The organism is Pseudomonas rhodesiae (assembly GCF_013285305.1).
Classification (GTDB): Bacteria; Pseudomonadota; Gammaproteobacteria; order Pseudomonadales; family Pseudomonadaceae; genus Aquipseudomonas; species Aquipseudomonas rhodesiae.
This window is the reverse complement of sequence record NZ_CP054205.1, coordinates 4966293-4990575: the sequence shown is the minus strand read 5'-3', so window position 1 is coordinate 4990575 and position 24283 is coordinate 4966293. Positions and strand designations below refer to the sequence as shown.

27 protein-coding genes and 1 pseudogene are annotated in these 24283 nt (G+C 60.8%); 15 read left to right on the top strand and 13 right to left on the bottom strand.

Going from position 1 to position 24283, the window contains the following annotated elements; all coding sequences use genetic code 11:
• Window positions 1-11 precede the first annotated feature (11 nt).
• Window positions 12-908, top strand: coding sequence for a LysR family transcriptional regulator (locus tag HRH33_RS22615; RefSeq protein WP_034100570.1), 897 nt, complete (start codon window positions 12-14; stop codon window positions 906-908).
• A gap of 128 nt (window positions 909-1036) precedes the next feature.
• Window positions 1037-2482, top strand: a complete 1446-nt coding sequence (locus HRH33_RS22610) for a SulP family inorganic anion transporter (RefSeq protein WP_167416592.1) — start codon at window positions 1037-1039, stop codon at window positions 2480-2482.
• 20 nt (window positions 2483-2502) lie between these two features.
• Here HRH33_RS22610 and HRH33_RS22605 read toward each other — a convergent pair whose 3' ends face one another.
• Window positions 2503-2883 carry a lysozyme inhibitor LprI family protein gene (locus HRH33_RS22605; protein ID WP_034100626.1) on the bottom strand — a complete coding sequence of 127 codons (381 nt, stop codon included), beginning with the start codon at window positions 2881-2883 and terminating at the stop codon, window positions 2503-2505.
• Between the two features lie 248 nt (window positions 2884-3131).
• Here HRH33_RS22605 and HRH33_RS22600 point away from each other — a divergent pair, with 248 nt between their 5' ends.
• Genes HRH33_RS22600 through HRH33_RS22585 form a run of 4 tightly spaced genes read left to right on the top strand, consistent with a single transcriptional unit; the run spans window position 3132 to window position 7217 of the window.
• Window positions 3132-4481, top strand: coding sequence for a GntT/GntP/DsdX family permease (locus HRH33_RS22600; protein WP_236216837.1), 1350 nt, complete (start codon window positions 3132-3134; stop codon window positions 4479-4481).
• Between the two features lie 12 nt (window positions 4482-4493).
• Window positions 4494-5354, top strand: a complete 861-nt coding sequence (locus HRH33_RS22595; protein WP_167416593.1) for a MurR/RpiR family transcriptional regulator — start codon at window positions 4494-4496, stop codon at window positions 5352-5354.
• A 1-nt stretch (window position 5355) separates the two neighbouring features.
• Window positions 5356-6819, top strand: coding sequence for an N-acyl-D-amino-acid deacylase family protein (locus HRH33_RS22590; RefSeq protein WP_167416594.1), 1464 nt, complete (start codon window positions 5356-5358; stop codon window positions 6817-6819).
• A 29-nt stretch (window positions 6820-6848) separates the two neighbouring features.
• Window positions 6849-7217, top strand: a complete 369-nt coding sequence (locus tag HRH33_RS22585) for a glyoxalase superfamily protein (protein WP_034139273.1) — start codon at window positions 6849-6851, stop codon at window positions 7215-7217.
• Window positions 7218-7831: 614 nt separating this feature from the next.
• On the opposite strand, the gene HRH33_RS26825 is transcribed toward HRH33_RS22585, so the two are convergent.
• Together HRH33_RS26825 and HRH33_RS26820 are read right to left on the bottom strand one after the other, a co-directional pair.
• On the bottom strand, window positions 7832-8695 hold the full coding sequence (locus tag HRH33_RS26825; protein ID WP_371918507.1) for a methyl-accepting chemotaxis protein: 864 nt from the start codon (window positions 8693-8695) through the stop codon (window positions 7832-7834).
• Window positions 8687-9616, bottom strand: a pseudogene (locus HRH33_RS26820) (methyl-accepting chemotaxis protein); the annotation flags it as partial. The pseudogene HRH33_RS26820 and the gene HRH33_RS26825, both read right to left, overlap by 9 nt.
• A 406-nt stretch (window positions 9617-10022) precedes the next feature.
• On the opposite strand from HRH33_RS26820, the gene bamJ reads away from it, so the two are divergent.
• Entirely contained in the window at window positions 10023-10640 is a 618-nt protein-coding gene (gene bamJ / locus HRH33_RS22575; RefSeq protein ID WP_034100560.1) for a BamJ family beta-barrel-assembly machinery protein, read from the top strand.
• Window positions 10641-10703: 63 nt separating this feature from the next.
• Here the strand turns inward: bamJ and HRH33_RS22570 are convergent, their stop codons facing one another.
• From HRH33_RS22570 to HRH33_RS22560, 3 genes are all read right to left on the bottom strand, one after another.
• Complete coding sequence (locus tag HRH33_RS22570) at window positions 10704-10961, bottom strand: PA4570 family protein (protein ID WP_024077374.1); 258 nt, start codon at window positions 10959-10961, stop codon at window positions 10704-10706.
• 160 nt (window positions 10962-11121) lie between these two features.
• The gene (locus tag HRH33_RS22565) at window positions 11122-11463 is read right to left on the bottom strand and encodes a zinc ribbon domain-containing protein YjdM (RefSeq protein ID WP_034100559.1); all 342 of its coding nucleotides are present in this window, start codon (window positions 11461-11463) and stop codon (window positions 11122-11124) included.
• Between the two features lie 118 nt (window positions 11464-11581).
• Complete coding sequence (locus HRH33_RS22560; RefSeq protein WP_034139268.1) at window positions 11582-12550, bottom strand: polyprenyl synthetase family protein; 969 nt, start codon at window positions 12548-12550, stop codon at window positions 11582-11584.
• Window positions 12551-12789: 239 nt separating this feature from the next.
• On the opposite strand from HRH33_RS22560, the gene rplU reads away from it, so the two are divergent.
• The 7 genes from rplU to HRH33_RS22525 all read left to right on the top strand — a co-directional run bounded on the left by rplU (window position 12790) and on the right by HRH33_RS22525 (window position 18376).
• Entirely contained in the window at window positions 12790-13104 is a 315-nt protein-coding gene (gene rplU, locus HRH33_RS22555) for a 50S ribosomal protein L21 (protein WP_003176051.1), read from the top strand.
• A gap of 34 nt (window positions 13105-13138) precedes the next feature.
• The gene (gene rpmA, locus HRH33_RS22550; RefSeq protein WP_003176049.1) at window positions 13139-13396 is read left to right on the top strand and encodes a 50S ribosomal protein L27; all 258 of its coding nucleotides are present in this window, start codon (window positions 13139-13141) and stop codon (window positions 13394-13396) included.
• A gap of 194 nt (window positions 13397-13590) precedes the next feature.
• The gene (gene cgtA / locus HRH33_RS22545; protein WP_024077369.1) at window positions 13591-14814 is read left to right on the top strand and encodes an Obg family GTPase CgtA; all 1224 of its coding nucleotides are present in this window, start codon (window positions 13591-13593) and stop codon (window positions 14812-14814) included.
• A 127-nt stretch (window positions 14815-14941) separates the two neighbouring features.
• Window positions 14942-16060: a glutamate 5-kinase gene (gene proB, locus HRH33_RS22540; RefSeq protein ID WP_034139267.1), complete on the top strand. Its 1119-nt coding sequence runs from the start codon at window positions 14942-14944 to the stop codon at window positions 16058-16060.
• A 15-nt stretch (window positions 16061-16075) separates the two neighbouring features.
• Window positions 16076-16540 carry a CreA family protein gene (locus tag HRH33_RS22535; RefSeq protein WP_034100556.1) on the top strand — a complete coding sequence of 155 codons (465 nt, stop codon included), beginning with the start codon at window positions 16076-16078 and terminating at the stop codon, window positions 16538-16540.
• Window positions 16541-16641: 101 nt separating this feature from the next.
• Window positions 16642-17124, top strand: a complete 483-nt coding sequence (locus tag HRH33_RS22530; protein WP_034115067.1) for a glutathione peroxidase — start codon at window positions 16642-16644, stop codon at window positions 17122-17124.
• 148 nt (window positions 17125-17272) lie between these two features.
• Entirely contained in the window at window positions 17273-18376 is a 1104-nt protein-coding gene (locus HRH33_RS22525; protein WP_094065555.1) for an NADH:flavin oxidoreductase, read from the top strand.
• On the opposite strand, the gene HRH33_RS22520 is transcribed toward HRH33_RS22525, so the two are convergent.
• Window positions 18345-19547: a glycosyltransferase family 4 protein gene (locus tag HRH33_RS22520; protein WP_034100553.1), complete on the bottom strand. Its 1203-nt coding sequence runs from the start codon at window positions 19545-19547 to the stop codon at window positions 18345-18347. The two genes, HRH33_RS22525 and HRH33_RS22520, sit on opposite strands and share 32 nt — an antisense overlap.
• Before the next feature lie 37 nt (window positions 19548-19584).
• Window positions 19585-20370, bottom strand: coding sequence for a sulfate transporter CysZ (gene cysZ / locus HRH33_RS22515; RefSeq protein WP_034115065.1), 786 nt, complete (start codon window positions 20368-20370; stop codon window positions 19585-19587).
• A 294-nt stretch (window positions 20371-20664) separates the two neighbouring features.
• Here cysZ and trxB point away from each other — a divergent pair, with 294 nt between their 5' ends.
• Window positions 20665-21627 (top strand): thioredoxin-disulfide reductase, encoded by a 963-nt coding sequence (gene trxB, locus HRH33_RS22510; RefSeq protein ID WP_034100551.1) that lies wholly within the window; start codon window positions 20665-20667, stop codon window positions 21625-21627.
• Between the two features lie 229 nt (window positions 21628-21856).
• On the opposite strand, the gene HRH33_RS22505 is transcribed toward trxB, so the two are convergent.
• The 5 genes from HRH33_RS22505 to folM form a co-directional block, all read right to left on the bottom strand.
• The gene (locus HRH33_RS22505) at window positions 21857-22198 is read right to left on the bottom strand and encodes a HopJ type III effector protein (RefSeq protein WP_167416595.1); all 342 of its coding nucleotides are present in this window, start codon (window positions 22196-22198) and stop codon (window positions 21857-21859) included.
• The gene (locus HRH33_RS22500) at window positions 22191-22487 is read right to left on the bottom strand and encodes a DUF1244 domain-containing protein (RefSeq protein ID WP_034139261.1); all 297 of its coding nucleotides are present in this window, start codon (window positions 22485-22487) and stop codon (window positions 22191-22193) included. The genes HRH33_RS22505 and HRH33_RS22500 overlap by 8 nt, the downstream gene beginning before the upstream one ends.
• An 85-nt stretch (window positions 22488-22572) precedes the next feature.
• A complete protein-coding gene (gene folX, locus HRH33_RS22495) occupies window positions 22573-22944 on the bottom strand; it encodes a dihydroneopterin triphosphate 2'-epimerase (protein WP_034100548.1) in 372 nt (123 codons plus the stop codon).
• A gap of 2 nt (window positions 22945-22946) precedes the next feature.
• On the bottom strand, window positions 22947-23507 hold the full coding sequence (gene folE, locus HRH33_RS22490; RefSeq protein WP_034100547.1) for a GTP cyclohydrolase I FolE: 561 nt from the start codon (window positions 23505-23507) through the stop codon (window positions 22947-22949).
• A 19-nt stretch (window positions 23508-23526) separates the two neighbouring features.
• Entirely contained in the window at window positions 23527-24237 is a 711-nt protein-coding gene (gene folM / locus HRH33_RS22485) for a dihydromonapterin reductase (protein ID WP_034115062.1), read from the bottom strand.
• Window positions 24238-24283: the final 46 nt, after the last annotated feature.

The window sequence follows — 24283 nt, the reverse complement described above, 5'->3', positions numbered from 1 at the left end:
GAGGAGCGCCCGTGAAAGCCCGGTCCGATGAACTACAGATCTTTGTCAGCGTGATCGAGTGCGGTTCGATTTCCGCGGCGGCGGAGCAGGCCGGGCAGACGCCGTCGGCGGTCAGCCGGACCTTGTCGCGCCTGGAAGCCAAGCTCGACACCACGCTGATCAACCGCACCACGCGACGCATGGACCTGACCGAAGAGGGCAAATACTTCTTCGAGCAGGCCAAGGTGATCCTGGCGCAGATGGATGAGCTGGAAGAACGCTTGTCCTCGCGCCAGCAAACACCGGCCGGGCGCTTGCGCATCAACGCGGCGGTGCCGTTCATGCTGCACGGGATCATTCCGTACATCGCCGAATTCCGCCGCCTGTACCCGCAGATCCAGCTGGAGCTCAACAGCGATGACCTGATCATCGACCTGCTGGAACAGAGCACCGACATTGCGATTCGCATCGGTGCATTGGCCGATTCGAGCCTGCATGCGCGTTCCTTGGGCTGCACGCCGTTGCATATCCTCGCCAGCCCCGACTATTTGGAACGCCACGGCACCCCGCGCACGGTCGCTGAACTGGCGAGCCACACCTTGCTGGGCTTCACCCAGACCGAAACCCTCAACCACTGGCCGTTGCGCCACGCGGCAGGCGACCGCTGGTTGATTCAGCCGAGCATCGCCGCTTCCAGTGGCGAGACCCTGCGTCACCTGGCATTGGAGGGGCAAGGCATAGCGTGCCTGTCGAACTTCATGACCTTCGACGATATCGACGCCGGGCGCCTGGTGCCGCTGCTGGAAACGTTCTACAGCGGCTACCGCCAACCGATCCACGCGGTGTTTTATCGCAACTCCCAGTTGGCGCTGCGCATCCAGTGCTTCCTGGACTTTATCCAGGCCAAGCTGGCGCGGTATGCCTGCTGATTCGACTCCCACAGTCATGGGGGAGGGGGCTTGCCCCCGATCGGCCCCACTCGGCCTTCAAGACTAGCCCCACCCCGCTCAATTCCGTACCATTCCCGGCCTTATTCCCCGCAATACCTTGGTACTTCATGAACCTCACCCGTCTGCGCGCCGATACCCTGGCCGGCCTCACCACGTCCTTTGCGTTGCTGCCCGAGTGCATCGCCTTTGCTCTGGTCGCTCACCTCAACCCACTGATGGGCCTGTACGGCGCTTTTATCATCTGCACCCTCACGGCGCTGTTCGGCGGGCGGCCGGGGATGGTGTCGGGGGCGGCCGGTTCGATGGCCGTGGTGATCGTCGCGCTGGTGGTGCAGCACGGCGTGGACTATTTGCTCGCCACCGTGCTGCTGGGCGGGCTGATCATGGTTGCCTTCGGCCTGTTGCGCCTGGGCAAACTGGTGCGCATGGTGCCGCACCCGGTGATGCTGGGGTTCGTCAACGGCCTGGCGATCATCATTGCCTTGGCGCAGTTGGAACACTTCAAGAACGGTGAAGCCTGGCTCAGCGGTACGCCGTTGTATGTGATGGCCGGCCTGGTGCTGGTGACCATGGCGATTGTCTATGTGTTGCCGCGCATCACCCGCGCAGTGCCGCCAGCGCTGGTGGCGATCCTCGGCGTGGGCCTGGCGGTGTACCTGCTGGGTTTGCCGACGCGCACCCTGGGCGACATGGCCCACATCGCCGGCGGCTTGCCGAGCTTTGCGCTGCCGCAGATTCCCTGGACCCTGGAAACCCTGGGCATCATCGCGCCCTACGCGTTCCTGATGGCCATGGTCGGTCTGCTGGAAACCCTGCTGACCCTCAACCTCACCGACGAAATCACCGAAACCCGTGGCTACCCCGACCGCGAAAGCGTGGCCCTGGGCGCGGCGAATATGGTCTCGGGTCTGTTCGGCGGCATGGGTGGTTGCGCGATGATCGGGCAAACTGTGATCAACCTCAGCTCCGGCGGGCGCGGGCGTTTTTCCGGGGTGTTTGCCGGGGTGATGATTCTGTTGTTCATTCTGTTTCTGTCACCGCTGATCGAGCGGATCCCGTTGGCGGCGCTGGTGGGGGTGATGTTCGTGGTGTCGCAGCAGACTTTCGCCTGGGCGTCGCTGAGGGTGATCAATAAAGTGCCGCTCAACGACGTACTGGTGATTATCGCGGTGACGGTGATCACCGTGTTCACCGACCTGGCCACCGCCGTGCTGTGCGGGATCGTGATTGCAGCGCTGAATTTCGCCTGGCAACAGGCCCGCGAGTTGTATGCCGATGAACACCTGGAAGCCGACGGCAGCAAGCTCTATCGCCTGCACGGCACCTTGTTCTTCGCCTCGACCACGCCGTTTCTGAACCAGTTCGACCCGGCCAACGACCCGGCCCAGGTGACGCTGGATTGTCGTCACCTGAGCTTCGTCGATTATTCCGCGATTGCCGCGTTGATGACCTTGCGCGAGCGCTACAGCAAGGCCGGCAAGCACCTGCGGGTGCTGCATTTGTCCGAGCGCTGCAAGAAACTGCTCAAGCGCGCGCGGGTGCATCATGACTGATCTTCAACTCTGAGTGAGGGTTATGGCCCGACCAGGTCTTCGAGTTCCTGGGCGCGGGTCTGGGTCATGTCCAGCACGCAGCCGGAGCCGTTGACCCGATCGATGGAACCACCGGTTGCCGAACCGGCGAAGGCGCAATTAGCGTCGCGATACTTTATCCACAGGCGCTGCACGTCCTGCAGTTGCTGTTTACGCGGGCCTTCCTGGGCGGCGAGGGCGGTTTTGTAGGCGCGGTTCAGGCGCTCGTCCTGAACCTTGGCCGCTTTGGTGTTGCAGGTGACCATGTCGAACGTGGTGGTGGCGCTGTCCATGCATTTTTCCAGCGCCGCGTTATCGGCAGCCGATGCGTGGCCGCACAAAGCCAGAAGCACGGCGCCGGTGGCGAGAGAGCTACGAATCATCATCGATTTTCCTGGGCATGAGTGGATGCGCATTCTAAGACCCAACGGCGCGGTTTGAGTTTCCGGCAGCGTCCGATCCTCATGTAAGAACACCCCCCTGATTTTCATCCGATGGCGCCGGGCATGCCCGATGGCGACAGCGCTTATCCGTGGACGAAAGTTACTTTCATGCAGTTTGAAAATGCCGTGCGGAAATGATTTATGACTTTCACAACCAATTCGACGTGACCCTTTCCGAGGAGTACCGCATGGCCGCATCACCGGGCTTCGGGCTGTTGGCATACGCTGCCATCGCCATCATTGCTTTGATCGTGCTGATTGCACGTTACCGACTCAACCCGTTCATCGTTATCACTCTGGTGTCCATCGGCCTAGCGCTGATGGCCGGCATGCCGGCGGACACCATCATGGGGTCCTATGAAGCGGGCGTAGGCAAAACCCTGGGGCACATCGCCCTGGTGGTGGCACTGGGCACGATGCTTGGCAAGATGATGGCCGAGTCCGGCGGCGCCGAGCAGGTGGCGCGCACGTTGATCCATCGTTTCGGCGAGCGCAACGCGCATTGGGCCATGGTGTGTATCGCGTTCCTGGTGGGGCTGCCGCTGTTTTTCGAGGTGGGCTTTGTGTTGTTGGTGCCCATCGCCTTTACAGTGGCGCGGCGCGTGGGGGTGTCGATCCTGATGGTCGGTTTGCCGATGGTGGCCGGGTTGTCGGTGGTGCATGCGCTGGTGCCGCCGCACCCGGCGGCGATGATGGCGGTGCTGGCGTACAACGCGTCGGTGGGGCAGACCGTGCTGTATGCGATTCTGATCGGCATTCCGACGGCGATCATTGCCGGTCCCGTCTACGCCAAGTACATCGTCCCGCGTATCCACCTGCCAGCGGAAAACCCGTTGGAGCGCCAGTTTATCGAGCGCGAACCGCGTAGCCGCCTCCCGAGTTTTAGCCTGACCATGGCCACCATTCTGTTGCCGGTGGTACTGATGATGATCGGCGGTTGGGCCAATGTGATTTCCACGCCGGGCACGGGGTTCAACCAGTTCCTGTTGTTTATCGGTAACTCGGTGATCGCGCTGCTGGTGGCGACCCTGGTGAGCTTCTGGACCCTGGGCCTGGCTCAAGGCTTCAATCGCGAGTCGATCCTCAAATTTACCAACGAATGCCTGGCACCGACCGCCAGCATTACGCTGCTGGTGGGTGCGGGTGGCGGTTTGAATCGCATCCTGGTGGATGCCGGCGTGACCAACGAGATTCTTGGCCTGGCCCATGCCTTCCACCTGTCGCCGTTGGTGATGGGCTGGTTGTTCGCCGCATTGATGCGCATCGCCACTGGCTCGGCGACAGTGGCCATGACCACCGCCTCCGGTGTGGTGGCGCCGGTGGCCCTGGGCCTGGGTTATCCACACCCGGAATTATTGGTGCTGGCCACCGGCGCCGGTTCGGTGATCTTTTCCCACGTCAATGACGGCGGCTTCTGGCTGATCAAGGAATACTTCAATATGACGGTGATCCAGACCTTCAAGACCTGGACCGTGCTGGAGACCCTGATTTCGGTGGTTGCCTTCGGTCTGACCTATGGTCTGGCCTGCCTGCTGTAATTCGGAGACGCCATGGACATCCTCTACCAGATCCGCGCCCGCCAGGCGTCCTTCAGCGCCGGCGAAGGGCGCATCGCCCGGCTGATGCTGGAAGACGTGGGGTTTGCTGCGTCGGCCAGCCTGGAAGCGTTGTCCCAACGGGCGGAGGTCAGCACCGCCACCTTGTCGCGCTTTGCCCGCAGTGTGGGGTGTCGCGACCTGCGCGATTTGCGCCTGCAATTGGCCCAGGCCAGCGGCGTCGGCAGTCGCTTCCTGGACCCGGCGGGCACACCGGAGCAGTCGGCGTTTCACCGGCAGATCCTGGGGGATATCGAAGCTACTCTGCGTCAGCACCTGTCGGGCTTCGAGCAGGCAGGTTTCGCTGATGCCGTCAGCCTGTTGAGCCGGGCGCGTATGGTGCACGCGTTTGGCATGGGCGGGCCGTCGAGCCTGTGCAGCGACGAGTTGCAAGTACGCCTGGTGCGCCTGGGTTTTCCGATTGCGGCCTGTCATGACCCGGTGATGATGCGCGTCACCGCCGCCACGCTGGGCCCGCAGCATGTATTGATCGTCTGCTCGCTGACCGGCCTGACGCCCGAGTTGCTCGATGTGGTGGAACTGGCGCGCAACTACGACGCACGCGTTATCGCCATCACCCTCGCCGACTCTCCTTTGGCGCGCATGGCCGACGTCGTGCTGCCGCTGCAACCGGCCGAAACCAGTTTTATCTACAAACCCACGGCGGCGCGCTACGGCATGCTGTTGGCCATTGACCTGCTCGCCACCGAGCTGGCGCTGGCCATGCCGGACGATAACCAGGAGCGCTTGCGCCGCATCAAGCTGGCCCTGGACGACTACCGCGGCGGCCCCGATGCCTTACCGCTTGGAGATTGAAATGAAGTACGACACGTTGATCCGCCAGGCGCTGATTATCGATGGCAGCAACACCCCGGGATATGTCGCCGATGTAGGACTGTTGGCCGGGCGCATCGAATCGATCGGTGACCTGTCGGCTGCCGTGGCCGAGCATCACATCGAGGCTACCGGCCGCGTGCTGGCACCAGGGTTTATCGACGTGCACACCCATGACGACACCGTGGTGATCCGCCAACCGCAGATGCTGCCCAAACTGAGCCAGGGCGTGACTACGGTGATCGTCGGCAACTGTGGCATCAGCGCCGCGCCGGTCAGCCTGCGCGGCGATCCTCCGGACCCGATGAACCTGCTGGGTCGGCGCGACGCCTTTGCCTACCCGCGCTTTGCCGACTACCGCCAGGCGGTGGAAAACGCCCAGCCGGCAGTCAATGTCGCGGCGCTGATCGGCCACACGGCGCTGCGCAGCAACCATCTGGATGACCTGTACCGCACGGCCAGCCCGGCGGAAATTGCGGCCATGCGCGCGCAGTTGAAGGAAAGCCTCGAGGCGGGCGCTCTGGGTTTGTCCACCGGTCTGGCCTACGCCAGCGCGTTCAACGCCGAGACCGATGAGGTGCTGCAACTGAGCGAAGAACTCACCGCCTTCGGCGCGGTGTACACCACCCATTTGCGCAGCGAATTCGAACCGGTGCTGGAGGCCATGGACGAGGCGTTCCTGATCGGTCGGCATGCCCAGGCGCCGGTGATCATTTCCCACCTCAAATGTGCCGGCGCGGGTAACTGGGGGCGTAGTCCGCAGTTGCTGGCGTCCTTGGAACACGCCGCGAACACCCATCCGGTGGGCTGCGATTGCTACCCCTACGCCGCCAGTTCCTCGACCCTGGACCTCAAGCAAGTCACCGATGCTTTCCCCATCACCATCACCTGGTCGACGCCGCACCCGTCCATGGGTGGGCGCGACTTGCAGGACATTGCCGCCGAGTGGGACGTTTCGCTGCTCGACGCAGCACGTCGCCTGCAACCGGCGGGGGCGGTGTACTACGGCATGGATGAGACAGATGTGCGGCGCATCCTCGCGCATCCGTTGTCGATGGTGGGCTCCGACGGCTTGCCGGAAGACCCATTCCCCCATCCGCGCCTGTGGGGTGCGTTCCCACGGGTGCTCGGGCACTTCAGCCGGGATGTGGGGCTGTTCCCACTGCATACGGCGGTACACAAAATGACGGGCTTGTCGGCGGCGCGGTTTGGTTTGTCGGAGCGCGGTCAAATTCGTGAAGGGCACTGGGCAGATCTGGTGTTGTTCGATCCTCTGCGGGTGCGCGACGTGGCCGATTTCAAAGCGCCGCAGCGGGCGGCAGAAGGCATTGAGGGGGTGTGGGTCAACGGCGTTTTGAGCTACCACGATGGGCAGGCCAACGGTCAACGACCGGGTCGCTTCCTGGCGCGCAGCGGGGATTTGCGCGGTGGCTTTTCGTCTTTATAGTGGGCGCCTTCATACACGGAGCGAGCGCCATGCACTTAGGAAAAGTCACCCCCATCCTGCGGATTTTCGACGAGGCCAAGGCCTTGGAATTCTACGTCGACTTCCTGGGTTTCAAGGTGGATTGGCAGCACCGTTTCGAGGCCAATTATCCGTTGTACCTGCAAGTGTCACTGGGCGAGTGTGTGCTGCATCTGTCCGAGCACCATGGCGATGCCTCGCCTGGCGCCGCTGTGCGTATCCAGGCACAAGGCGTGGACGGTTATCAGCAGCAATTGTTGGCCAAAAATTATCGCTACGCTAAGCCAGGGGTCGAGGAAACGCCATGGGGCTCGCGGGAGATGAGCATCAAGGACCCGTTCGGCAATCGGCTGGTGTTTGTGGAGGAGGGCGAGGGCTGAGCGGTAAATCGCAGGCAATAAAAAACCGTCTTGGTTAAGACGGTTTTTTTGCAGTCCCGGTTTGCGGCCAGGGCTGCGGCTCACAGGAGCACTGACGTGCTGGCGATACTACTGCGGCTTCAAGGCTTTATGCAACACCTTTTGAGGATGCCGTAGACGCCAGTTTTCCGCGTTCATATCTGCAAAAAACGGCAACAACTTTTAAGGGTAAATGGCGGTTTCTCGTCACACCTTGGCGCGGAGGGGTGAGCTAGTATCGCCCCCGTTCTGCATCATCGTGAAGAGGTTGGCTGGGTTCGCGCGCAGATATTTGGACCGACTGCCACGGGCTTGCAACCCGTGCCGGATTCACGCACGAGGACCTTAAACCTGGCCGCCTCACAGGAGCACTGACGTGCATCCGAAGGCCCACATGTTCCGGTAAGTGCGCTGGAGGTAAGGCCCAACTCACGGAGGGCCGAGTATGTCTAAGTTTGCACGACGTATGTGGAACCTCGTAGTGAACTGCCTGCGTGCTTATCACGTATGGAAGTTCCTGCGAGACAGCTTCGATGACCGCTAAGGTCTGAAAAGCGGAGCCGCCTCGGTGTATGCCGAGGCGGCTTTTTGGTTTCTTATACCCGGAAGTGACTCACCATCTGCTGCAACTGGCTGCCCAGTCGGGCCAGTTCCACGCTGGATTTGGCGGTCTCCTCACTGGCGGTGGCGGTCTGTTCCGATACATCCCGTACGTTGACGATGCTGCGGCTGATCTCTTCGGCCACGGCGCTCTGTTCTTCGGCGGCAGCCGCGATCTGCTGGTTCATCGATTGAATGTTGGACACCGTCCGCGTGATGTTCTCCAGCGACACTCCGGCTTTGCGGGTCAGTTCCACGCTGCTGTCGGTGAGGCTGCGGCTGTTGTTCATCACCGTGGCCACTTGTTGGGTGCCGTTCTGTAAACCGGCCACCAGACCTTCGATTTCTTCGGTGGATTTCTGTGTGCGCTGGGCCAGGCCACGTACTTCGTCCGCGACCACCGCAAACCCACGACCGGCTTCACCGGCACGCGCTGCTTCGATGGCGGCGTTGAGGGCCAGCAGGTTGGTCTGTTCGGCCACAGCCTTGATCACGTCCATGACGCTGCCGATCTTGTTGCTCTCCTGCTGCAGGTGCGTCATGGCGTCGGTGGAGCGTGCCACTTCGGCGGCCAGTCGCTCGATCTGGGCGATCGCCTCGGCCACCACCTTGTCGCCTTCACGGGCCTGGCCATCGGCATCGGACGCGGCTTGGGAGGCCTGCTCGGCGTTGCGCGCCACTTCCTGCACGGTGGCGGTCATCTCGTGCATCGCGGTGGCAACCTGGTCGGTCTCGATTTTCTGGCTATTCACGCCGGCGCTGGTTTGCTCGGTCACGGCCGACAACTCTTCGGCGGCGCTGGCGATTTGCGTGACGCCGTCACGAATCCCGCTGATCAGTTCACGCAAGGTCGTACCCATGCGCTGGATGCCTTGTTGCAGTACGCCCAGTTCGTCGCGACGGGTGACCTGGATGTTATGGCTCAAATCACCGGAGGCAATACGTTCCACTACGGCCAGGGTGTCCTGGATCGGGCGGGTGATCTGGCGGGTAATCACCAGCGCGGCGATGATGCCAACCAGCAGTGCCAGCAAGGTGCTGATCAATTGCAGGCTGCGGGCCTGGGCGCTTTCGGCGTCGCGGCGCTCAAGCTGAATGTCGTAGAGCTTGTCGCTGATGGTGACGATATCGGCACCCTGGGTGGTCATCTCGGCCCGGGCGGCGACGATGTTGGCGTTGGCGGCCTTGTAGTTCTGCACGGCACTGCGATAGGCGCTCAGCGCGGTTTCAAGGGCGGTCAATGCGCTTTGCTGGCTGCTGCCGAACACCGCGCTCAAGCCTTTCAAGCCGGTGATGGCTTTCTCGATTTGTGCCGCGGCACGGGCTTCAGTGTCAGGGTTGACGTTGTTGGTATAGCCGCGCACTTCGTAGCGCGCTAACAGGAATTGCTGTTTGGCATTGGTCAATGCCTGGAACTGCGTGAAGCGTTCCGGGCTGTCCGGCATCTGCTGCACATTGGTGTCCAGTGCTTCGATCTGAGCGTTGGCAATGTCGGCCTTGTCGCCCATGACCTGGCGTGAAGCGTTGCCGTTGCGGTAAGCCTCGCGCATTTTGTTCAGGGACTGCTGATAGGCGGTGATCACGGCCTTCTGGTCGGTCAGCAGCTTAACGTTTTCCGGACTCTTGAAACTGTCCAGCAGCTTCTGCTGTTGCGCGGCGAACGCATCCAGGCTGGTCTGCACATTCTGCGCCACGGCTTCGTCGCCGTTGGCCAGCATGTACTGCAAACGCACGATGCGCAGTTTGGTCAGTGATGCATTGAGCTGGGTGATATCGCTCATCCAGTTACTGCGGTTGATCAGGCTGCCGAGGCTGGTCCAGCCAGTGAAGGCCAGGATGGACGTAAGGACCAGCACCAGACCGAAGCCCAGGCCGAGTTTGAGGTTGACGCTGATGTTACCGAACCAGCTGTTCATCGAATGCTCCGCAAAAGTGATTTGTCTGCTGGACGGTGTTGTTGTTTGAGCCAGCCAAGTTGAGAAGGGTTGTATCGGCAGGCGGACGAGAACCTGAAACGTTTATTCATAAAACCCGACACACAGTCTTGTACAGCGACCAGCGGTACGATGTCGGCATGCCGCGAAGGCTCATCGAGGGCATATATTCTGTGCTAGTCTGCGGGCCCTTTTAGTTTTGGGCGGTGCGGGAGACAGTGTTTTCAGTACCGTCCTACAGCGGAGCCTCTTCATGTCCGAAGTTAATCTGTCCACCGACGAAACCCGCGTCAGCTACGGTATCGGCCGTCAGTTGGGCGACCAACTGCGCGACAACCCGCCACCGGGCGTGAGCCTGGACGCAATCCTGGCCGGCCTGACCGACGCTTTCGCGGGCAAGCCAAGCCGTGTTGATCAGGAACAAATGGCTGCCAGCTTCAAGGTGATCCGCGAAGTCATGCAAGCTGAAGCAGCTGCCAAGGCTGAAGCGGCCGCCGGTGCCGGCCTGGCCTTCCTGGCTGAAAACGCCAAGCGCGAAGGCATCACCACCCTGGCTTCCGGCCTGCAATTTGAAGTGCTGACCCAGGGCGACGGCGCCAAGCCGACCCGTGAAGACCAAGTGCGTACCCACTACCACGGCACCCTGATCGACGGCACGGTGTTCGACAGCTCCTACGAGCGTGGCCAGCCAGCCGAATTCCCGGTCGGCGGCGTGATCGCCGGTTGGACCGAAGCTCTGCAACTGATGAATGCCGGCAGCAAATGGCGCCTGTACGTGCCGAGCGAGCTGGCTTACGGCGCTCAAGGCGTTGGCAGCATCCCGCCGCACAGTGTTCTGGTGTTTGACGTCGAGCTGCTCGACGTTCTGTAAGACTGTTGGCTGATCACCTGTAGGAGCGAGTTTGCTCGCTCCTACAGTGTTGGGTGGCGTAGCTCATGGATGAAACTTGCCATTGAGCTCAGTGGTCGGGCGCAAGGCTCGGGCATAGCAGAACAGAAACAGGTTACGCACCACCTCTTTGAGCACACCGGGTTCGCTCGAACTCAGGCCGTTGACGTCCAGGTCGCCCTGGTCTTGCAGTTCATTCAATGCTTCTTCTTCAAGCACCGCGCAGACTTCGCCGGTTTCCCGATGCAGGATCCGCAGGTAAGGGTGTGGGCGATCCAGCCAGGCGTCGATCAAATAAGTCATGGTCAATTCTCCTTGATGAGTTTCAATGAGAATAATTCTTATTCGCTGAATAGCAAGTGCCTATTGGCGATTTTCTGTTTTTTCTGAAGGGGCATTGCGTTCGATCAACGCAGAGGGCGAAACGCCATCCCGCGGCGGGCGCGGGATGGAAGCAGCAGATTCAGACTTTGCGCACGAACTCGGACTTGAGTTTCATCGGGCCGATGCCGTCGATCTTGCAATCGATATCGTGGTCGCCGTCGCACAGGCGAATGTTCTTCACCTTGGTGCCGACTTTTACCACCAGCGAGGTGCCCTTGACCTTGAGGTCTTTGATCACGGTGATGGTGTCGCCGTCCTGCAGCACGTTGCCCACGGAGTCCTTCTTAACGGTTTCATCGCCGGCTGCTTCGGTCTCGCCATTGGCGGACCACTCATGGGCGCATTCCGGGCAGATCAGTTGAGTGCCGTCTTCGTAGGTGAATTCGGAATTGCATTTCGGGCAGGGTGGCAAAGTGCTCACTTGCGCTCCTTAAAGGTCAGGATGGCTAAAGTCGCACATTGTATAGGGATTTATGGTCTTACAGGTTGAATGAAATCTAAATGTGGAAGGAGACAAGCTCCTCCCACATTGGAATGACTTAGTGCGTACGGGCTACCGCGAACTCACTCAGCTCAACCAGGGCGTCCCGGTATTCGCTGGCGGGCAGGGCGTCCAGGCACTGGATGGCACGGGCTACGTAGTCACGGGCCAGTTGCGCGGTGTATTCCAGCGAACCAGACGCCTCGACGGCCTCACGGATGCTTTCGAGGTCTTCGATCCCGCCTTTCTGGATGGCTTTGCGCACCAGGGCAGCCTGCTCCGGCGTACCTTCGCGCATGGTGTAGATCAGTGGCAGGGTGGGCTTGCCTTCGGCCAGGTCGTCGCCGACGTTCTTGCCCAGGGTTTCGGCGTCGCCACGGTAGTCGAGCAAATCGTCCACCAACTGGAATGCCACGCCCAGATGATCGCCGAACGTACGCAAGGCTTCGGCCTGCTCGGCGGTCGCGCCGCACAACGCGGCGGCGCTGTGGGTGGAGGCCTCGAAGAGCATCGCGGTTTTGCCGCGAATCACTTCCATATAGGTTTCTTCGGTGGTGCTGGCGTCGCGCACCTTGGACAGTTGCAGCACTTCGCCCTCGGCGATGATGCGCGTGGCCTGGGACAGGATTTTCATCACCGGCATCGAGCCCAGCTCGACCATCATTTCGAACGAGCGCGAATACAGGAAGTCACCCACCAGCACACTGGGCGCGTTGCCCCACATGGCATTGGCGGTCTCGCGGCCACGGCGCATGCCGGACATGTCGACCACGTCGTCATGCAGCAGGGTGGCGGTGTGCAGGAATTCAATGGTGGCGGCCAGCAGGCGCAGGTCATCGCCTTCGCGGCCCAGGGCCTTGCCGCACAGCAACACTAATAAAGGACGCAGGCGTTTGCCGCCGGCCGACGTAATGTAGTCGCCAATTTTGGAGACCAGCGGCACTTTAGATGTCAGCTGCTGCTTGATGATGCCGTCGACGGCGCTAAAATCGTCCGCGACCGCGCGGTAGAAAGCTTGGGGTTGCATCAGCGACAGTCGCTCCAGAAGGGTTGCGCGGCATGCTAGGACCCAGGCCCCGCAGTGTCAAGGCGCGATGGACGGCCTCTTGCAACACCCATTTACCTTGCGTACAATCGCGCACCCTGAACTTCCTGGGCAGCACCTGCCTTACGCAATTGCATTCGGGACGTCCATCCCATGCAGCCATGCCAGCCAATACCTCTTCTTATAAAGCGCTGGGTGAGCAGGATTATCGGAGAAATACCATGTCGTACGCAGTAATTGTTACTGGTGGCAAGCAATACAAGGTCGCCCCAGGTGAATACCTGAAGATCGAAAAACTGGAAATCGCTACCGGCGAATCCGTGACTTTTGATCGCGTTCTGTTGGTCGCCAATGGCGATGACGTGAACATCGGCGCTCCAGTCGTTGCTGGCGCTACCGTTGTGGCTGAAGTGATCTCCCAAGGTCGTCACGATAAAGTCCGCATCATCAAGTTCCGTCGTCGTAAGCACCACATGAAGCGTATGGGCCACCGCCAGTGGTACACCGAGATCAAAATCACCGGTATTCAGGCTTAATTTCAGCCTAATTCCTCACTAGGAGAATTGACTCATGGCACACAAAAAAGCTGGTGGTAGTACCCGTAACGGTCGCGACTCAGAAGCCAAACGCCTTGGCGTGAAGATGTATGGCGGCCAGAAAATCATTCCGGGCAACATCATCGTGCGTCAGCGCGGCACCCAATTCCACGCTGGCTACGGCGTTGGCATGGGTAAAGATCACACCCTCTTCGCTAAAATCGAAGGCGTGATCAAGTTTGAAGTAAAAGGCGCGTTCAACCGCCGTTACGTGAGCGTTGTCGCAGCTTAATTGCGAGATCGCTGGAAAAGCCCTGTCTTGCGACGGGGCTTTTTCGTTTGTGGAGTGAGTCTCTTGCAAAGCTGTTTGTGATGGGCAAGAGCAGCGGATTTTGCGGATGTTGCTTGAGGTCGCTGCGCTCATTTTTGCAAGAGTCTTATGTCTTGGTTTCTTAAGCTCGTCCATGCGACGAGAGGCGTTTTGTTATGAAGTTCGTTGATGAAGTTTCCATCCGAGTAAAAGCAGGCGACGGCGGTAACGGTTGCATGAGTTTCCGTCGCGAAAAATTCATCGAAAACGGTGGCCCCAACGGCGGCGACGGCGGTGACGGCGGTTCCATCTACATGATGGCCGACGAAAACCTCAACACCCTGGTCGACTACCGTTACACCCGGCACTTCGATGCCGAGCGTGGCTCCAACGGCGGCAGCACCGACTGCACCGGTAAGAAGGGTGAAGACCTGGTCCTGCGCGTACCCGTAGGCACCACGATCATCGACTCGGCGACCCAGGAAGTGATCGGCGACCTGACCAAGGCCGGTCAGAAACTGATGGTGGTACAGGGCGGCTGGCACGGTTTGGGTAACACCCGATTCAAATCCAGTACCAACCGTGCGCCGCGCCAGACTACGCCGGGCAAGCCGGGCGAGCAGCGTGACCTCAAGCTGGAAATGAAAGTACTAGCGGACGTGGGTCTGCTGGGCCTGCCGAACGCTGGCAAGAGTACCTTTATCCGCTCGGTATCGGCCGCCAAGCCGAAAGTCGCCGACTACCCGTTCACCACCCTGGTACCTAACCTGGGCGTGGTCAGCGTTGACCGCTGGAAAAGCTTCGTGATCGCCGACATTCCCGGCCTGATCGAAGGCGCTTCCGACGGTGCTGGCTTGGGTATTCGCTTCCTCAAGCACTTGTCCCGCACCCGGTTGCTGCTGCACCTCGTCGACATGGCACCGCTGGATGACACCAGTGCACCAGACGCCGCCGAAGTGATCGTCAGCGAGCTGACCAAGTTCAGCCCCTCCCTGGCCGAGCGTGATCGTTGGCTGGTGCTGAACAAGTGCGACCAGATCCTCGAAGAAGAACACGAGGAACGCGTCAAGGAAATCGTTGATCGCCTGGAATGGACCGGTCCGGTCTATGTGATCTCGGCCATCGCCAAAGAAGGCACCGAGCGCCTGACCCGCGACATCATGCGCTACCTGGAAGACCGCGCCGACCGCCTGGCGGCCGATCCAGTGTTCAAGGCCGAACTGGCCGAGCTCGACCAGCGTATCGAAGACGAAGCGCGCGCCCAACTGCAGGCCCTGGATGACCAGCGTGCCCTGCGCCGTAGCGGCGTGAAGTCGGTCCACGACATCGGCGACGATGATTGGGACGAAGAAGACGTGGATGACGAAGACGGTCCGGAAATCATTTACGTGCGCGACTGATTCGTTGCAGTAAACTTAAGCGCCGCTCACTTGAGCGGCGTTTTGGTATCTGTAGTCTTTAAAGTAGCCACGAATAACGTTATGGGCCGCGCTGGGTCGCGCAGCCCTCACTCTAAGGTTGAAGATGATGCGGAGCAAAGTGACAGGCGCGCAGCGCTGGGTCGTAAAGATCGGCAGTGCGCTGCTGACGGCGGATGGCAAGGGGCTCGATCGCGCAGCCATGAGCGTCTGGGTCGAGCAGATGGTGGCCTTGCATGAGGCCGGTGTTGAATTGGTACTGGTGTCGTCCGGGGCGGTTGCCGCCGGCATGAGCCGCCTCGGCTGGACCGCGCGACCCAGCGCGATGCACGAGCTGCAGGCGGCGGCCGCCATCGGCCAGATGGGCCTGGTGCAAGCCTGGGAATCCAGCTTTGCCGAGCACGGCCGTCACACCGCGCAGATCCTGCTGACCCACGACGACCTGTCCGACCGCAAACGCTACCTGAACGCCCGCAGCACCTTGCGCGCCCTGGTGGAGCTCAAGGTGATCCCGGTGATCAACGAGAACGATACCGTGGTCACCGACGAAATCCGCTTCGGCGACAACGACACCCTGGCCGCCCTGGTGGCCAACCTGGTGGAAGCCGATCTGCTGGTGATCCTCACCGACCGCGACGGCATGTTCGACGCCGACCCGCGCAACAACCCCGATGCCCAGCTTATTTACGAAGCGCGCGCCGATGACCCGGCGCTCGATGCCGTGGCCGGCAGTGTCGGCGGTGCTTTGGGCCGTGGCGGCATGCAGACCAAGCTGCGCGCTGCGCGCCTGGCGGCGCGTTCCGGCGCGCACACCATTATCGTCGGCGGGCGCTTGGAGCGCGTGCTGGACCGTCTCAAGGCCGGCGAGCGCATCGGCACGTTGCTGTCGCCGGAGCGCGGCATGTTGGCGGCGCGCAAGCAGTGGCTGGCGGGGCATTTGCAAACCCGTGGCACCCTGGTGCTGGACGACGGCGCTGTGGCGGCGTTGTCCCAAGGCAACAAAAGCTTGTTGCCGGTTGGCGTCAAGCAAGTGCAGGGCAGCTTCCGCCGTGGCGAGATGGTGGTCTGCGTGGCGCCGGACGGTCGTGAGATCGCCCGCGGCCTGGCCAACTACAGCGCTCTGGAAGCGCAAAAAATCATCGGGCAGCCGTCCGACGCGATTGTCGGTCTATTGGGTTACATGGCGGAGCCGGAACTGGTGCACCGCGATAACCTGATCCTGGTTTAACCAAAGGAATACACGATGCGCGTAATGAAAGGATTGCTCGGCCTGCTGTTGGCCATGCCGCTGCTGGCGTCTGCCGAGGAAGTTGGCCAGGTGTCGACGGTGTTCAAGTTCGTCGGCCCCAATGACCGGATTGTGGTCGAAGCGTTCGATGACCCCAAGGTCGACGGCGTGACCTGCTACCTCTCGCGCGCCAAGACCGGCGGCGTGAAAGGCGGCCTTGGTCTGGCCGAAGACCGCGCCGAAGCCTCGATCGCCTGCCGTCAGGTTGGGCCGATCCGCTTCAAGGGCGAACTCAAGGATGGCGACGAAGTGTTCAAGGAGCGCACCTCGCTGGTGTTCAAGACCATGCAGGTGGTGCGTTTCCTCGACAAGAAGCGCAATACCCTGGTGTACCTGGTCTACAGCGACCGCCTGATCGAGGGCAGCCCGCAGAATGCCGTCACGGCGATTCCGATTTTGCCGTGGCCGACCGCTCAGTAACCCGCAGGCGGGTTTTTTAATCGCCGTCTATGATTGCAGGCTTGCGGTCTGTACTCTCGAACAGCCGCAATGCATAGAACATGGGATATCTGGAGTTCGTCATGAGTGCTTTCCACGACCTGAAACTCAAAGCTTTAGACGGACAGGAGCTGCCGCTGGCGCCTTTCAAGGGGCAAGTTGTGCTGGTGGTCAACGTTGCGTCCAAGTGCGGTTTGACCCCGCAATATGCGGCGTTGGAAAACCTCTACCAACAGTACAAAGGCCGCGGATTTACCGTGCTGGGCCTGCCGTGCAACCAGTTTGCCGGCCAGGAACCCGGCAGCGAGGAAGAAATCCGCGCGTTCTGCAGCCTGAACTACGGCGTGACCTTCCCCCTGGGTAGCAAACTCGACGTGAATGGCCCTGAGCGTCACCAGTTGTACCGCCTGCTGGCGGGCGAGGGTGCTGAGTTTCCTGGGGATATCACCTGGAACTTCGAAAAATTCCTGCTGGGTAAAGATGGCCGCGTGCTTGCGCGCTTCTCGCCGCGCACGGCGCCCGATGATCCGACGGTCATTCAGGCCATCGAAAAAGCCTTGTCCTGATCCCCCTCACCTGTGGGCGCAAGCATGTTTGCGCCTGCAGGTGTTCGGCGTTTCTAAGCCTTAATCACTCAGATCAATAGTGCTACTCCACACACGGTGCTGGCCATATTATCCGCATCATAAATCCAGCCCTTCGTGGAGTGCTCCCATGCCTGCCCAAGCCTTGTTCAAACCGTTCCAGCTCGGTGCGCTGCACTTGCCGACCCGTGTGGTCATGGCGCCGATGACCCGTTCGTTCTCGCCCGGCGGCGTGCCTAATGCCAAGGTTGTCGAGTATTACCGCCGCCGTGCCGCCGCAGGCGTGGGTCTGATCATTACCGAAGGCACCGTGGTGGGTCATAAAGCCTCCAACGGCTACCCGAACGTCCCGCATTTCTATGGCGAAGCTGCTCTGGCCGGTTGGAAGAAAGTGGTGGACGCCGTGCACGCCGAGGGTGGCAAGATTGTCCCGCAGTTGTGGCATGTAGGCAGCGTACGCCGCATAGGCACCGAGCCAGACGCTAGCGTACCGGCCTACGGCCCGATGGAAAAACTCAAGGATGGCAACGTGGTCGTCCACGGCATGACCGCCCAGGACATCCAGGACGTCATCGCCGCCTTCGCCCAAGCGGCCAAAGACGCGCAACGTATCGGCATGGACGGCGTGGAAATCCACGGCGCCCACGGCTATCTGGTAGACCAGTTCTTCTGGGAAGGCAGCAACCAGCGCACCGACGAGTACGGCGGCAGCCTGGCCAACCGCTCGCGGTTCGCCATCGAGCTGATCCAAGCGACCCGCGCCGCTGTGGGCCCGGACTTTCCGATCATCTTCCGTTTCTCCCAGTGGAAACAACAGGACTACACCGCACGCCTGGTACAAACCCCCGAAGCGCTGGGTGAGTTTCTCAAGCCGCTATCTGACGCGGGTGTGGATATTTTCCACTGCTCCACGCGGCGTTTTTGGGAGCCGGAGTTCGAAGGTTCCGACCTTAATCTGGCCGGCTGGACTCGCCAGCTCACCGGTAAACCCACCATCACCGTCGGCAGCGTCGGCTTGGATGGCGAGTTCCTGCAATTCATGGTCAACACCGACAAGGTCGCCCAACCGGCCAGCCTGGAAAAACTGCTGGAGCGTCTGAACAACGATGAGTTCGACTTGGTTGCCGTAGGTCGTGCGCTGCTGGTGGACCCGGATTGGGCCGTCAAGGTGCGCGAAGGCCGCGAAGCCGACATCCTGCCGTTCAGTCGTGAGGCGTTGACGACCCTGGTGTAAGCGGCGACAGGGCGGGTGCCAGGTGCCCGCCCTCGCAGACACCGCGCAATTGGCGCTCGAACTGCTCAATGATCGCCGGCCAGCCTTGGCGGCTCGCATGCTGGCGTGCATTCAAGCGTGCCCTGCGCAAACTTTCGCGTTCTTCGAGTAGCCAGTTGGCCGCATCGCAAAACGCGTCCTCATCTCCAGGCATCGCCAGCACACCGTTATAGCCATGGCGGATGTGCTGGGTCGCGGCCGCCTGATCGTACGCCACCACGCCCAATCCTGAGGCCATGGCTTCCAACACAACATTGCCGAAGGTTTCTGTGAGGCTCGGAAACAGGAACAGGTCCCCCGAGGCATAGTGCCTGGCCAGGGTCTCGCCGCGCTGGGTGCCGCAGAAGATTGCGTCCGGGAGGTCGCGCTCCAGTTGAGGCCGCTGTGGGCCGTCGCCGACGATGATTAATTTCAGTCGGCGCTGTGGATAAGTGGTCTGCAAGGACTCGAAGCAACGTTTGAGCAACCCGAGGTTTTTTTCCTGGGCCAGTCGCCCGACATGCAGCACCGCCACATCCTCGTTGCCCAACCCCCAACTGTCGCGCAGTGCATTGTCGCGTTTGGCCGGGTGGAAGAGTTGGCTGTCGACTCCGCGCGACAGCATGCCCAGGCGCTCGAAATGCCGGCGTTCCAGTTCCAGGCGTTGGCTGGCGCTGGGCACCAGCGTCAAGCTGGAACGGTTATGGAACCAGCGCAGATAGTGGGTGACCATCCGGCTTAACAGGCTCAGACCATATTGGTTCGAGTACTGCTGGAAATTGGTGTGGAAACCACTGACCACGCTGATCCCCAAACGCCGCGCCGCGCGCAACGCCGACAACCCCAAGGGGCCTTCGGTGGCGATGTACAGCACATCCGGGCGCTGACGTGTCCAGCGTCGTAGCAACTTGTGCATCGACGATTGGCCCCATTGCAGCCCCGGATAACCTGGCAGCGGCCAGCCACGACACAGTAGCAATTGGGCGTCGCTCGGGCGGCTCTGGTCAACGCTCTGGCGTGGGCGCACCAGTTCGACTTGATGGCCACGGGCGCGCAAACCATCGCACAAGCGGCCGAGGGTATTGGCCACCCCGTTGATCTCTGGCGGGAAGGTTTCGGTAATCAGGGTGATGTGAAGCGAAGCTGTCGTCATGACCCACAGTCTCACTGTGGGCCATGTCGTCAATGTGTCATCGGGATGATGGATTTATGACGGGTGTCGCTTTGTGTTGCTGCGCCATGGCCTCGGCCCCTTGTTCACGTACCCAGAACAGCGTTGCGCCGGCCACCGCCGCCGGCATCATCAGCAGGTTGACCACCGGCACCAATAGCACCAGATAGACGACGCCGCCGAAGCTCATGCTCTGCCAGCGTTTCTGCCGCAGCCAGGCGAGCATTTCGTTCCAGCCCAGTTTGTGGTTGTCCGCCGGGTAGTCGATGTACTGGATCGCCATCATCCATACGCCGAACAGCAGCCACAGCGGTGCGGCGACCAGGTTGACCACCGGAATGAACGACAGGATAAACAGGCCGATGGCCCGTGGCAGGAAGTAACCCAGCTTGCGCATTTCCCGGGCCAGGGTGCGGGGAACCATGGCGATCAGTTCGCCCCAACTGAAGGGCGGGAAGTCATCGGTGCCCCGCACCACCACTTCGACCTTCTCCGCCAGGAAGCCATTGAACGGCGCCGCGATGATGTTGGCGAGCATAGTGAAGGTGAAAAACACCATCAGCACCACCAGCACCACAAACAGTGGCCACAGCAGATAATTGAGAAAACTCAGCCAACTGGGCAGGGTCGGCATCAAGTGGTCGACCCAGAGGCTGAACTGATGGCCGGCAAAATAGATCAGGCCGACGAACAAGATCAGGTTGATCGCCAGCGGCAGCAGCACAAACAAACGCAGGCCGGGGCTCAACACCAGTTTGAGGCCCTCGCGCAGGTATTGCGGGCCGGAAAGTACAGGGGCGGGCATGACGAACTCCGAGCAGAATGACGAACGCGCCGACCTTACCGGCTTTGTCTTCAGGGCGAAAGCGTGGTCAGCGCGACGACATCAAAGGTAACAAACGCGTCGATCAAGGGCGTCGACTGCATAGAGACCGCCTATGAGCTGGATTGTTAATCCGTATTTCCTTAATCTTGCCCCCCTCTATACGCTGCACCCATTATTTTTCAGGATCTGCGAGTTCAAGCCTTCCCCAAGTGCTTCGCAGTCCTTTTTTTATTCCAGCCGTCTTGTGGTTCGGGCGGTCGATAGGAGCGAGTCATGTCTGATACCCGTCATTCGCGAGTGATTATTCTCGGTTCCGGCCCTGCCGGTTACAGCGCTGCCGTCTATGCGGCCCGCGCCAACCTCAAGCCGCTGCTGATCACCGGCATGCAGGCGGGCGGTCAGCTGACCACCACCACCGAAGTCGACAACTGGCCGGGCGACGTCCACGGCCTGACCGGCCCGGCGCTGATGGAGCGTATGAAAGAACACGCCGAGCGCTTTGAGACCGAAATTGTTTTCGACCACATCAACCAGGTCGATTTCTCGAAGAAGCCTTACAGCCTGACCGGCGACAGCGGCGTGTACACCTGTGATGCCCTGATCATCGCCACCGGTGCCAGCGCCCGTTACCTGGGCCTGCCGTCGGAAGAAGCGTTTATGGGCAAGGGCGTGTCCGCCTGCGCCACCTGCGACGGTTTCTTCTACCGTAACAAGCCGGTCGCCGTGGTTGGTGGCGGCAACACTGCCGTGGAAGAGGCGCTGTACCTGGCCAACATCGCCAGCACCGTGACCCTGATCCACCGTCGTGAGACCTTCCGTGCCGAAAAGATCCTGATCGACAAGCTGCACGCCCGCGTCGCCGAAGGCAAAATCATCCTCAAGCTCAACGCCACCCTGGACGAAGTCCTGGGCGACAATATGGGCGTGACCGGTGCTCGCCTGAAAAACAACGACGGCAGCTTCGACGAGCTGAAAGTCGACGGTGTGTTCATCGCCATCGGCCACACCCCGAACACTTCGCTGTTCGAAGGCGTATTGGAAGCCAAGGACGGTTACCTGGTGGTACAGGGCGGCCGTGAAGGCAACGCCACCGCCACCAACATCGAAGGTATCTTCGCCGCCGGTGACGTGGCTGACCATGTATACCGTCAGGCCATCACCTCGGCCGGCGCCGGTTGCATGGCGGCCCTGGATGCCGAGCGTTACCTCGACGGTTTGAAGGACGCTGCGTTCTAAAGTGCCCATATAAAAAAACCGGCTGCGAGGCCGGTTTTTTTTGGACACCGCTATCGGGGGCAAGCCCCCTCCCACACTGAATCTGCGTTTGCCTTCAGCTTGGCGCATTGTGGAGGCATGGACCCGATCAGATTTGTGGGAGGGGGCTTGCCCCCGATGCAGATGTACCCGCTGCAGAATAGTTGGCTGACCTGACCCTATCTGGGCAAGTCTATTACCTGCATCTGACTCAGGACTTGCGCGTCAGGGGCGGTGCCGCAAATTTCACCCCGGCCAACCCATGGGCCATCAACGCGCGAATATTGCCATGGTCACTGCCCTCCGGCGTGGCCACCACCGCACGGTAGTGCTCCCCAAACGCCAGCAGCGCTTCCTGATCGCTCAAGCCTTCCAGCAGGGCCAATCCCAGGGTCTTGCACGAACCTTCGTTCTGCAAAGCGGCGTTTTCCACGTTGCCATTGGTGAACGCTTGGGGCTGGTAATCGTAACCGGCCGCGACAAACGCCAGGGTATCGGCAAAAACGTGCTCGCCACTGTTAAGGCTGGCGCGCAGAGTGTTCAGATCAGTCATGGGGTTTTCCTTGGGCGAACGCGGCCTGTTGCTCGGCGCTGGCTTCTTTCTGGTATTGGGCTTTCCACTCGGCGTACGGCATGCCGTACACCACTTCACGGGCGTCATCGAGGCTCAGCTCGATCTGGCGCTCATCGGCCTCGGCCTTGTACCACTTGGACAGGCAATTGCGGCAGAAGCCGGCGAGGTTCATCAGGTCGATATTCTGCACGTCCTTGCGGCTGTCCAGATGCGCTACCAGTCGGCGGAAGGCAGCGGCTTCGAGTTCGAGGCGTTGTTGATCGTTCATAGTGGAGCTCTTCGAGGCAGCTTCAAGCGGGTGAGCTTCAAGCTGCAAGTTGGAATGGGGTTGGCCATTAGCTTGCAGCTTATAGCTAGCGGCTTGCAGCTAACGTTATCGACACCGACTCGGCAAACCGCAGCGCGTGGGGCTTGTCCACTTCGACTTCGGCATACAGCACCGATGCGTTGCTCATCACCAGGTCCAACAGTTCCTGGGTCAGGCGCTCCAGCAGGGCAAAGCGGTTGCCCTCCACATGGGCAATGATGGCCTTGGTGATGGTGCGGTAGTTCAGCGCGTGGTCGATGTCGTTGTCGCGCACGGCTTCCTGGGCGGCATACAGGATGGTCAGGTTGATCAGCACGTCCTGCTTATTGAGGATTTCGTCCTCATTGATGCCGATATAGGTACGCAGGCACAGGTCCTTGACCCGGATGCGCGCCATGCCTGGTTGAAGTTGTGGCATTGCTACTTGCTCCGTCCAATCAGTTGCAGGAACTCCATGCGCGTGGTGTTCGACTCGCGAAACGCGCCGAGCATCACCGAGGTGTTCATGGTTGAATTCTGTTTCTCCACGCCGCGCATCATCATGCACATGTGCTGGGCCTCGATCACCACGGCCACGCCAGCGGCCTGGGTGACCTCCTGGATCGCATCGGCGATTTGCCGCGTGAGGTTTTCCTGGATCTGCAGGCGTCGGGCGAACATGTCGACGATGCGCGCCAGCTTCGACAGGCCCAGCACGCGGCCGGTCGGGATATACGCCACATGGGCTTTGCCGATAAAGGGCAGCAGGTGGTGCTCGCACAGCGAATACAGCTCGATGTCCTTGAGGATCACCATCTCGTCATTGTCGGAGGCGAACAGCGCGCCATTGACGATCTCTTCCAGGTTCTGCTCGTAGCCATGACACAGGTATTGCATGGCTTTGGCGGCGCGCTTGGGGGTATCGAGCAAGCCTTCGCGTTCCGGGTCTTCGCCCAGGCCCATGAGGATCTCGCGGTAATGGTGGGGCAGGGAAAAGGTCATACAACATCCTCAAAACGGCTTACTTGATATGCCGCCCGCCATTGACGGTCAGGGTGGTACCGGTGACATAAGGGTTATCCAACAGGTAACGCACGCTCTGGTAGATCACGTCGGGGCCGGGCTCGATGCCCAGTGCCGATTTGGCCAGGACTTTGGCGCGATAGGCCGCGTCATCACCCTCGTTGAACATCACCATGGCCGGCGCAATGCCGTTGACCTTGATCCGCGGCGCGAACTGCGCGGCGAACGACAGGGTCAGGCTGTCGAGCCCGGCCTTGGTGGCGCAATAGGCGATGTGCTGGCGGCTGCCCTTGCGCACCACGTCATCGCTGATATGCACGATATCGGCGGGTGAAGAGCGTTGCAGCAAAGGTGAACAATGCAGGTTGATCAGGTACGGCGCAAGCATGTGCACATTGAACATGTCGATAAACGCGCGGCTTTCATCACCCGGGGTTTCCGCGATCCAGGCCGAGGCGTTATGAATGATCGCGCGCAGGCTTTGAGTGCGGGTGTGCACTTGCGCGATAAACGCCAGCACCCCGGCCTCGCTGGAGAAGTCAGCGAAGATGCCGATCGCGCCGCGTTCGCGCAAGGCCTGCACGCCGGGGCGTTCGCTGCGGTAACTGAAAATAACCGGTTGACCCTCGTCCAGCAGGCGATGGGCGCAATGCAGGCCGACACGCTGGCCGGCGCCGGTGATCAGGATCGGGGCGTTCGTTGCAGTCATGGGAGGCTCGCGTCGCTGGCAGGCTCGAATCATACCAGCGACACGC

Coding starts and splice junctions, on each gene's coding strand:
- HRH33_RS22530 (WP_034115067.1), top strand. CDS start 16,642: ATGAGTGCTTTCCACGACCTGAAACTCAAAGCTTTAGACGGACAGGAG.
- HRH33_RS22505 (WP_167416595.1), bottom strand. CDS start 22,198: ATGACTGATCTGAACACTCTGCGCGCCAGCCTTAACAGTGGCGAGCAC.
- HRH33_RS22525 (WP_094065555.1), top strand. CDS start 17,273: ATGCCTGCCCAAGCCTTGTTCAAACCGTTCCAGCTCGGTGCGCTGCAC.
- cgtA (WP_024077369.1), top strand. CDS start 13,591: ATGAAGTTCGTTGATGAAGTTTCCATCCGAGTAAAAGCAGGCGACGGC.
- proB (WP_034139267.1), top strand. CDS start 14,942: ATGCGGAGCAAAGTGACAGGCGCGCAGCGCTGGGTCGTAAAGATCGGC.
- HRH33_RS22585 (WP_034139273.1), top strand. CDS start 6,849: ATGCACTTAGGAAAAGTCACCCCCATCCTGCGGATTTTCGACGAGGCC.
- HRH33_RS22595 (WP_167416593.1), top strand. CDS start 4,494: ATGGACATCCTCTACCAGATCCGCGCCCGCCAGGCGTCCTTCAGCGCC.
- folE (WP_034100547.1), bottom strand. CDS start 23,507: ATGACCTTTTCCCTGCCCCACCATTACCGCGAGATCCTCATGGGCCTG.
- cysZ (WP_034115065.1), bottom strand. CDS start 20,370: ATGCCCGCCCCTGTACTTTCCGGCCCGCAATACCTGCGCGAGGGCCTC.
- rpmA (WP_003176049.1), top strand. CDS start 13,139: ATGGCACACAAAAAAGCTGGTGGTAGTACCCGTAACGGTCGCGACTCA.
- folX (WP_034100548.1), bottom strand. CDS start 22,944: ATGCCACAACTTCAACCAGGCATGGCGCGCATCCGGGTCAAGGACCTG.
- HRH33_RS26825 (WP_371918507.1), bottom strand. CDS start 8,695: ATGGGTACGACCTTGCGTGAACTGATCAGCGGGATTCGTGACGGCGTC.
- HRH33_RS22610 (WP_167416592.1), top strand. CDS start 1,037: ATGAACCTCACCCGTCTGCGCGCCGATACCCTGGCCGGCCTCACCACG.
- HRH33_RS22500 (WP_034139261.1), bottom strand. CDS start 22,487: ATGAACGATCAACAACGCCTCGAACTCGAAGCCGCTGCCTTCCGCCGA.
- HRH33_RS22605 (WP_034100626.1), bottom strand. CDS start 2,883: ATGATTCGTAGCTCTCTCGCCACCGGCGCCGTGCTTCTGGCTTTGTGC.
- folM (WP_034115062.1), bottom strand. CDS start 24,237: ATGACTGCAACGAACGCCCCGATCCTGATCACCGGCGCCGGCCAGCGT.
- HRH33_RS22560 (WP_034139268.1), bottom strand. CDS start 12,550: ATGCAACCCCAAGCTTTCTACCGCGCGGTCGCGGACGATTTTAGCGCC.
- trxB (WP_034100551.1), top strand. CDS start 20,665: ATGTCTGATACCCGTCATTCGCGAGTGATTATTCTCGGTTCCGGCCCT.
- HRH33_RS22600 (WP_236216837.1), top strand. CDS start 3,132: ATGGCCGCATCACCGGGCTTCGGGCTGTTGGCATACGCTGCCATCGCC.
- HRH33_RS22590 (WP_167416594.1), top strand. CDS start 5,356: ATGAAGTACGACACGTTGATCCGCCAGGCGCTGATTATCGATGGCAGC.
- HRH33_RS22570 (WP_024077374.1), bottom strand. CDS start 10,961: ATGACTTATTTGATCGACGCCTGGCTGGATCGCCCACACCCTTACCTG.
- HRH33_RS22520 (WP_034100553.1), bottom strand. CDS start 19,547: ATGACGACAGCTTCGCTTCACATCACCCTGATTACCGAAACCTTCCCG.
- HRH33_RS22535 (WP_034100556.1), top strand. CDS start 16,076: ATGCGCGTAATGAAAGGATTGCTCGGCCTGCTGTTGGCCATGCCGCTG.
- bamJ (WP_034100560.1), top strand. CDS start 10,023: ATGTCCGAAGTTAATCTGTCCACCGACGAAACCCGCGTCAGCTACGGT.
- rplU (WP_003176051.1), top strand. CDS start 12,790: ATGTCGTACGCAGTAATTGTTACTGGTGGCAAGCAATACAAGGTCGCC.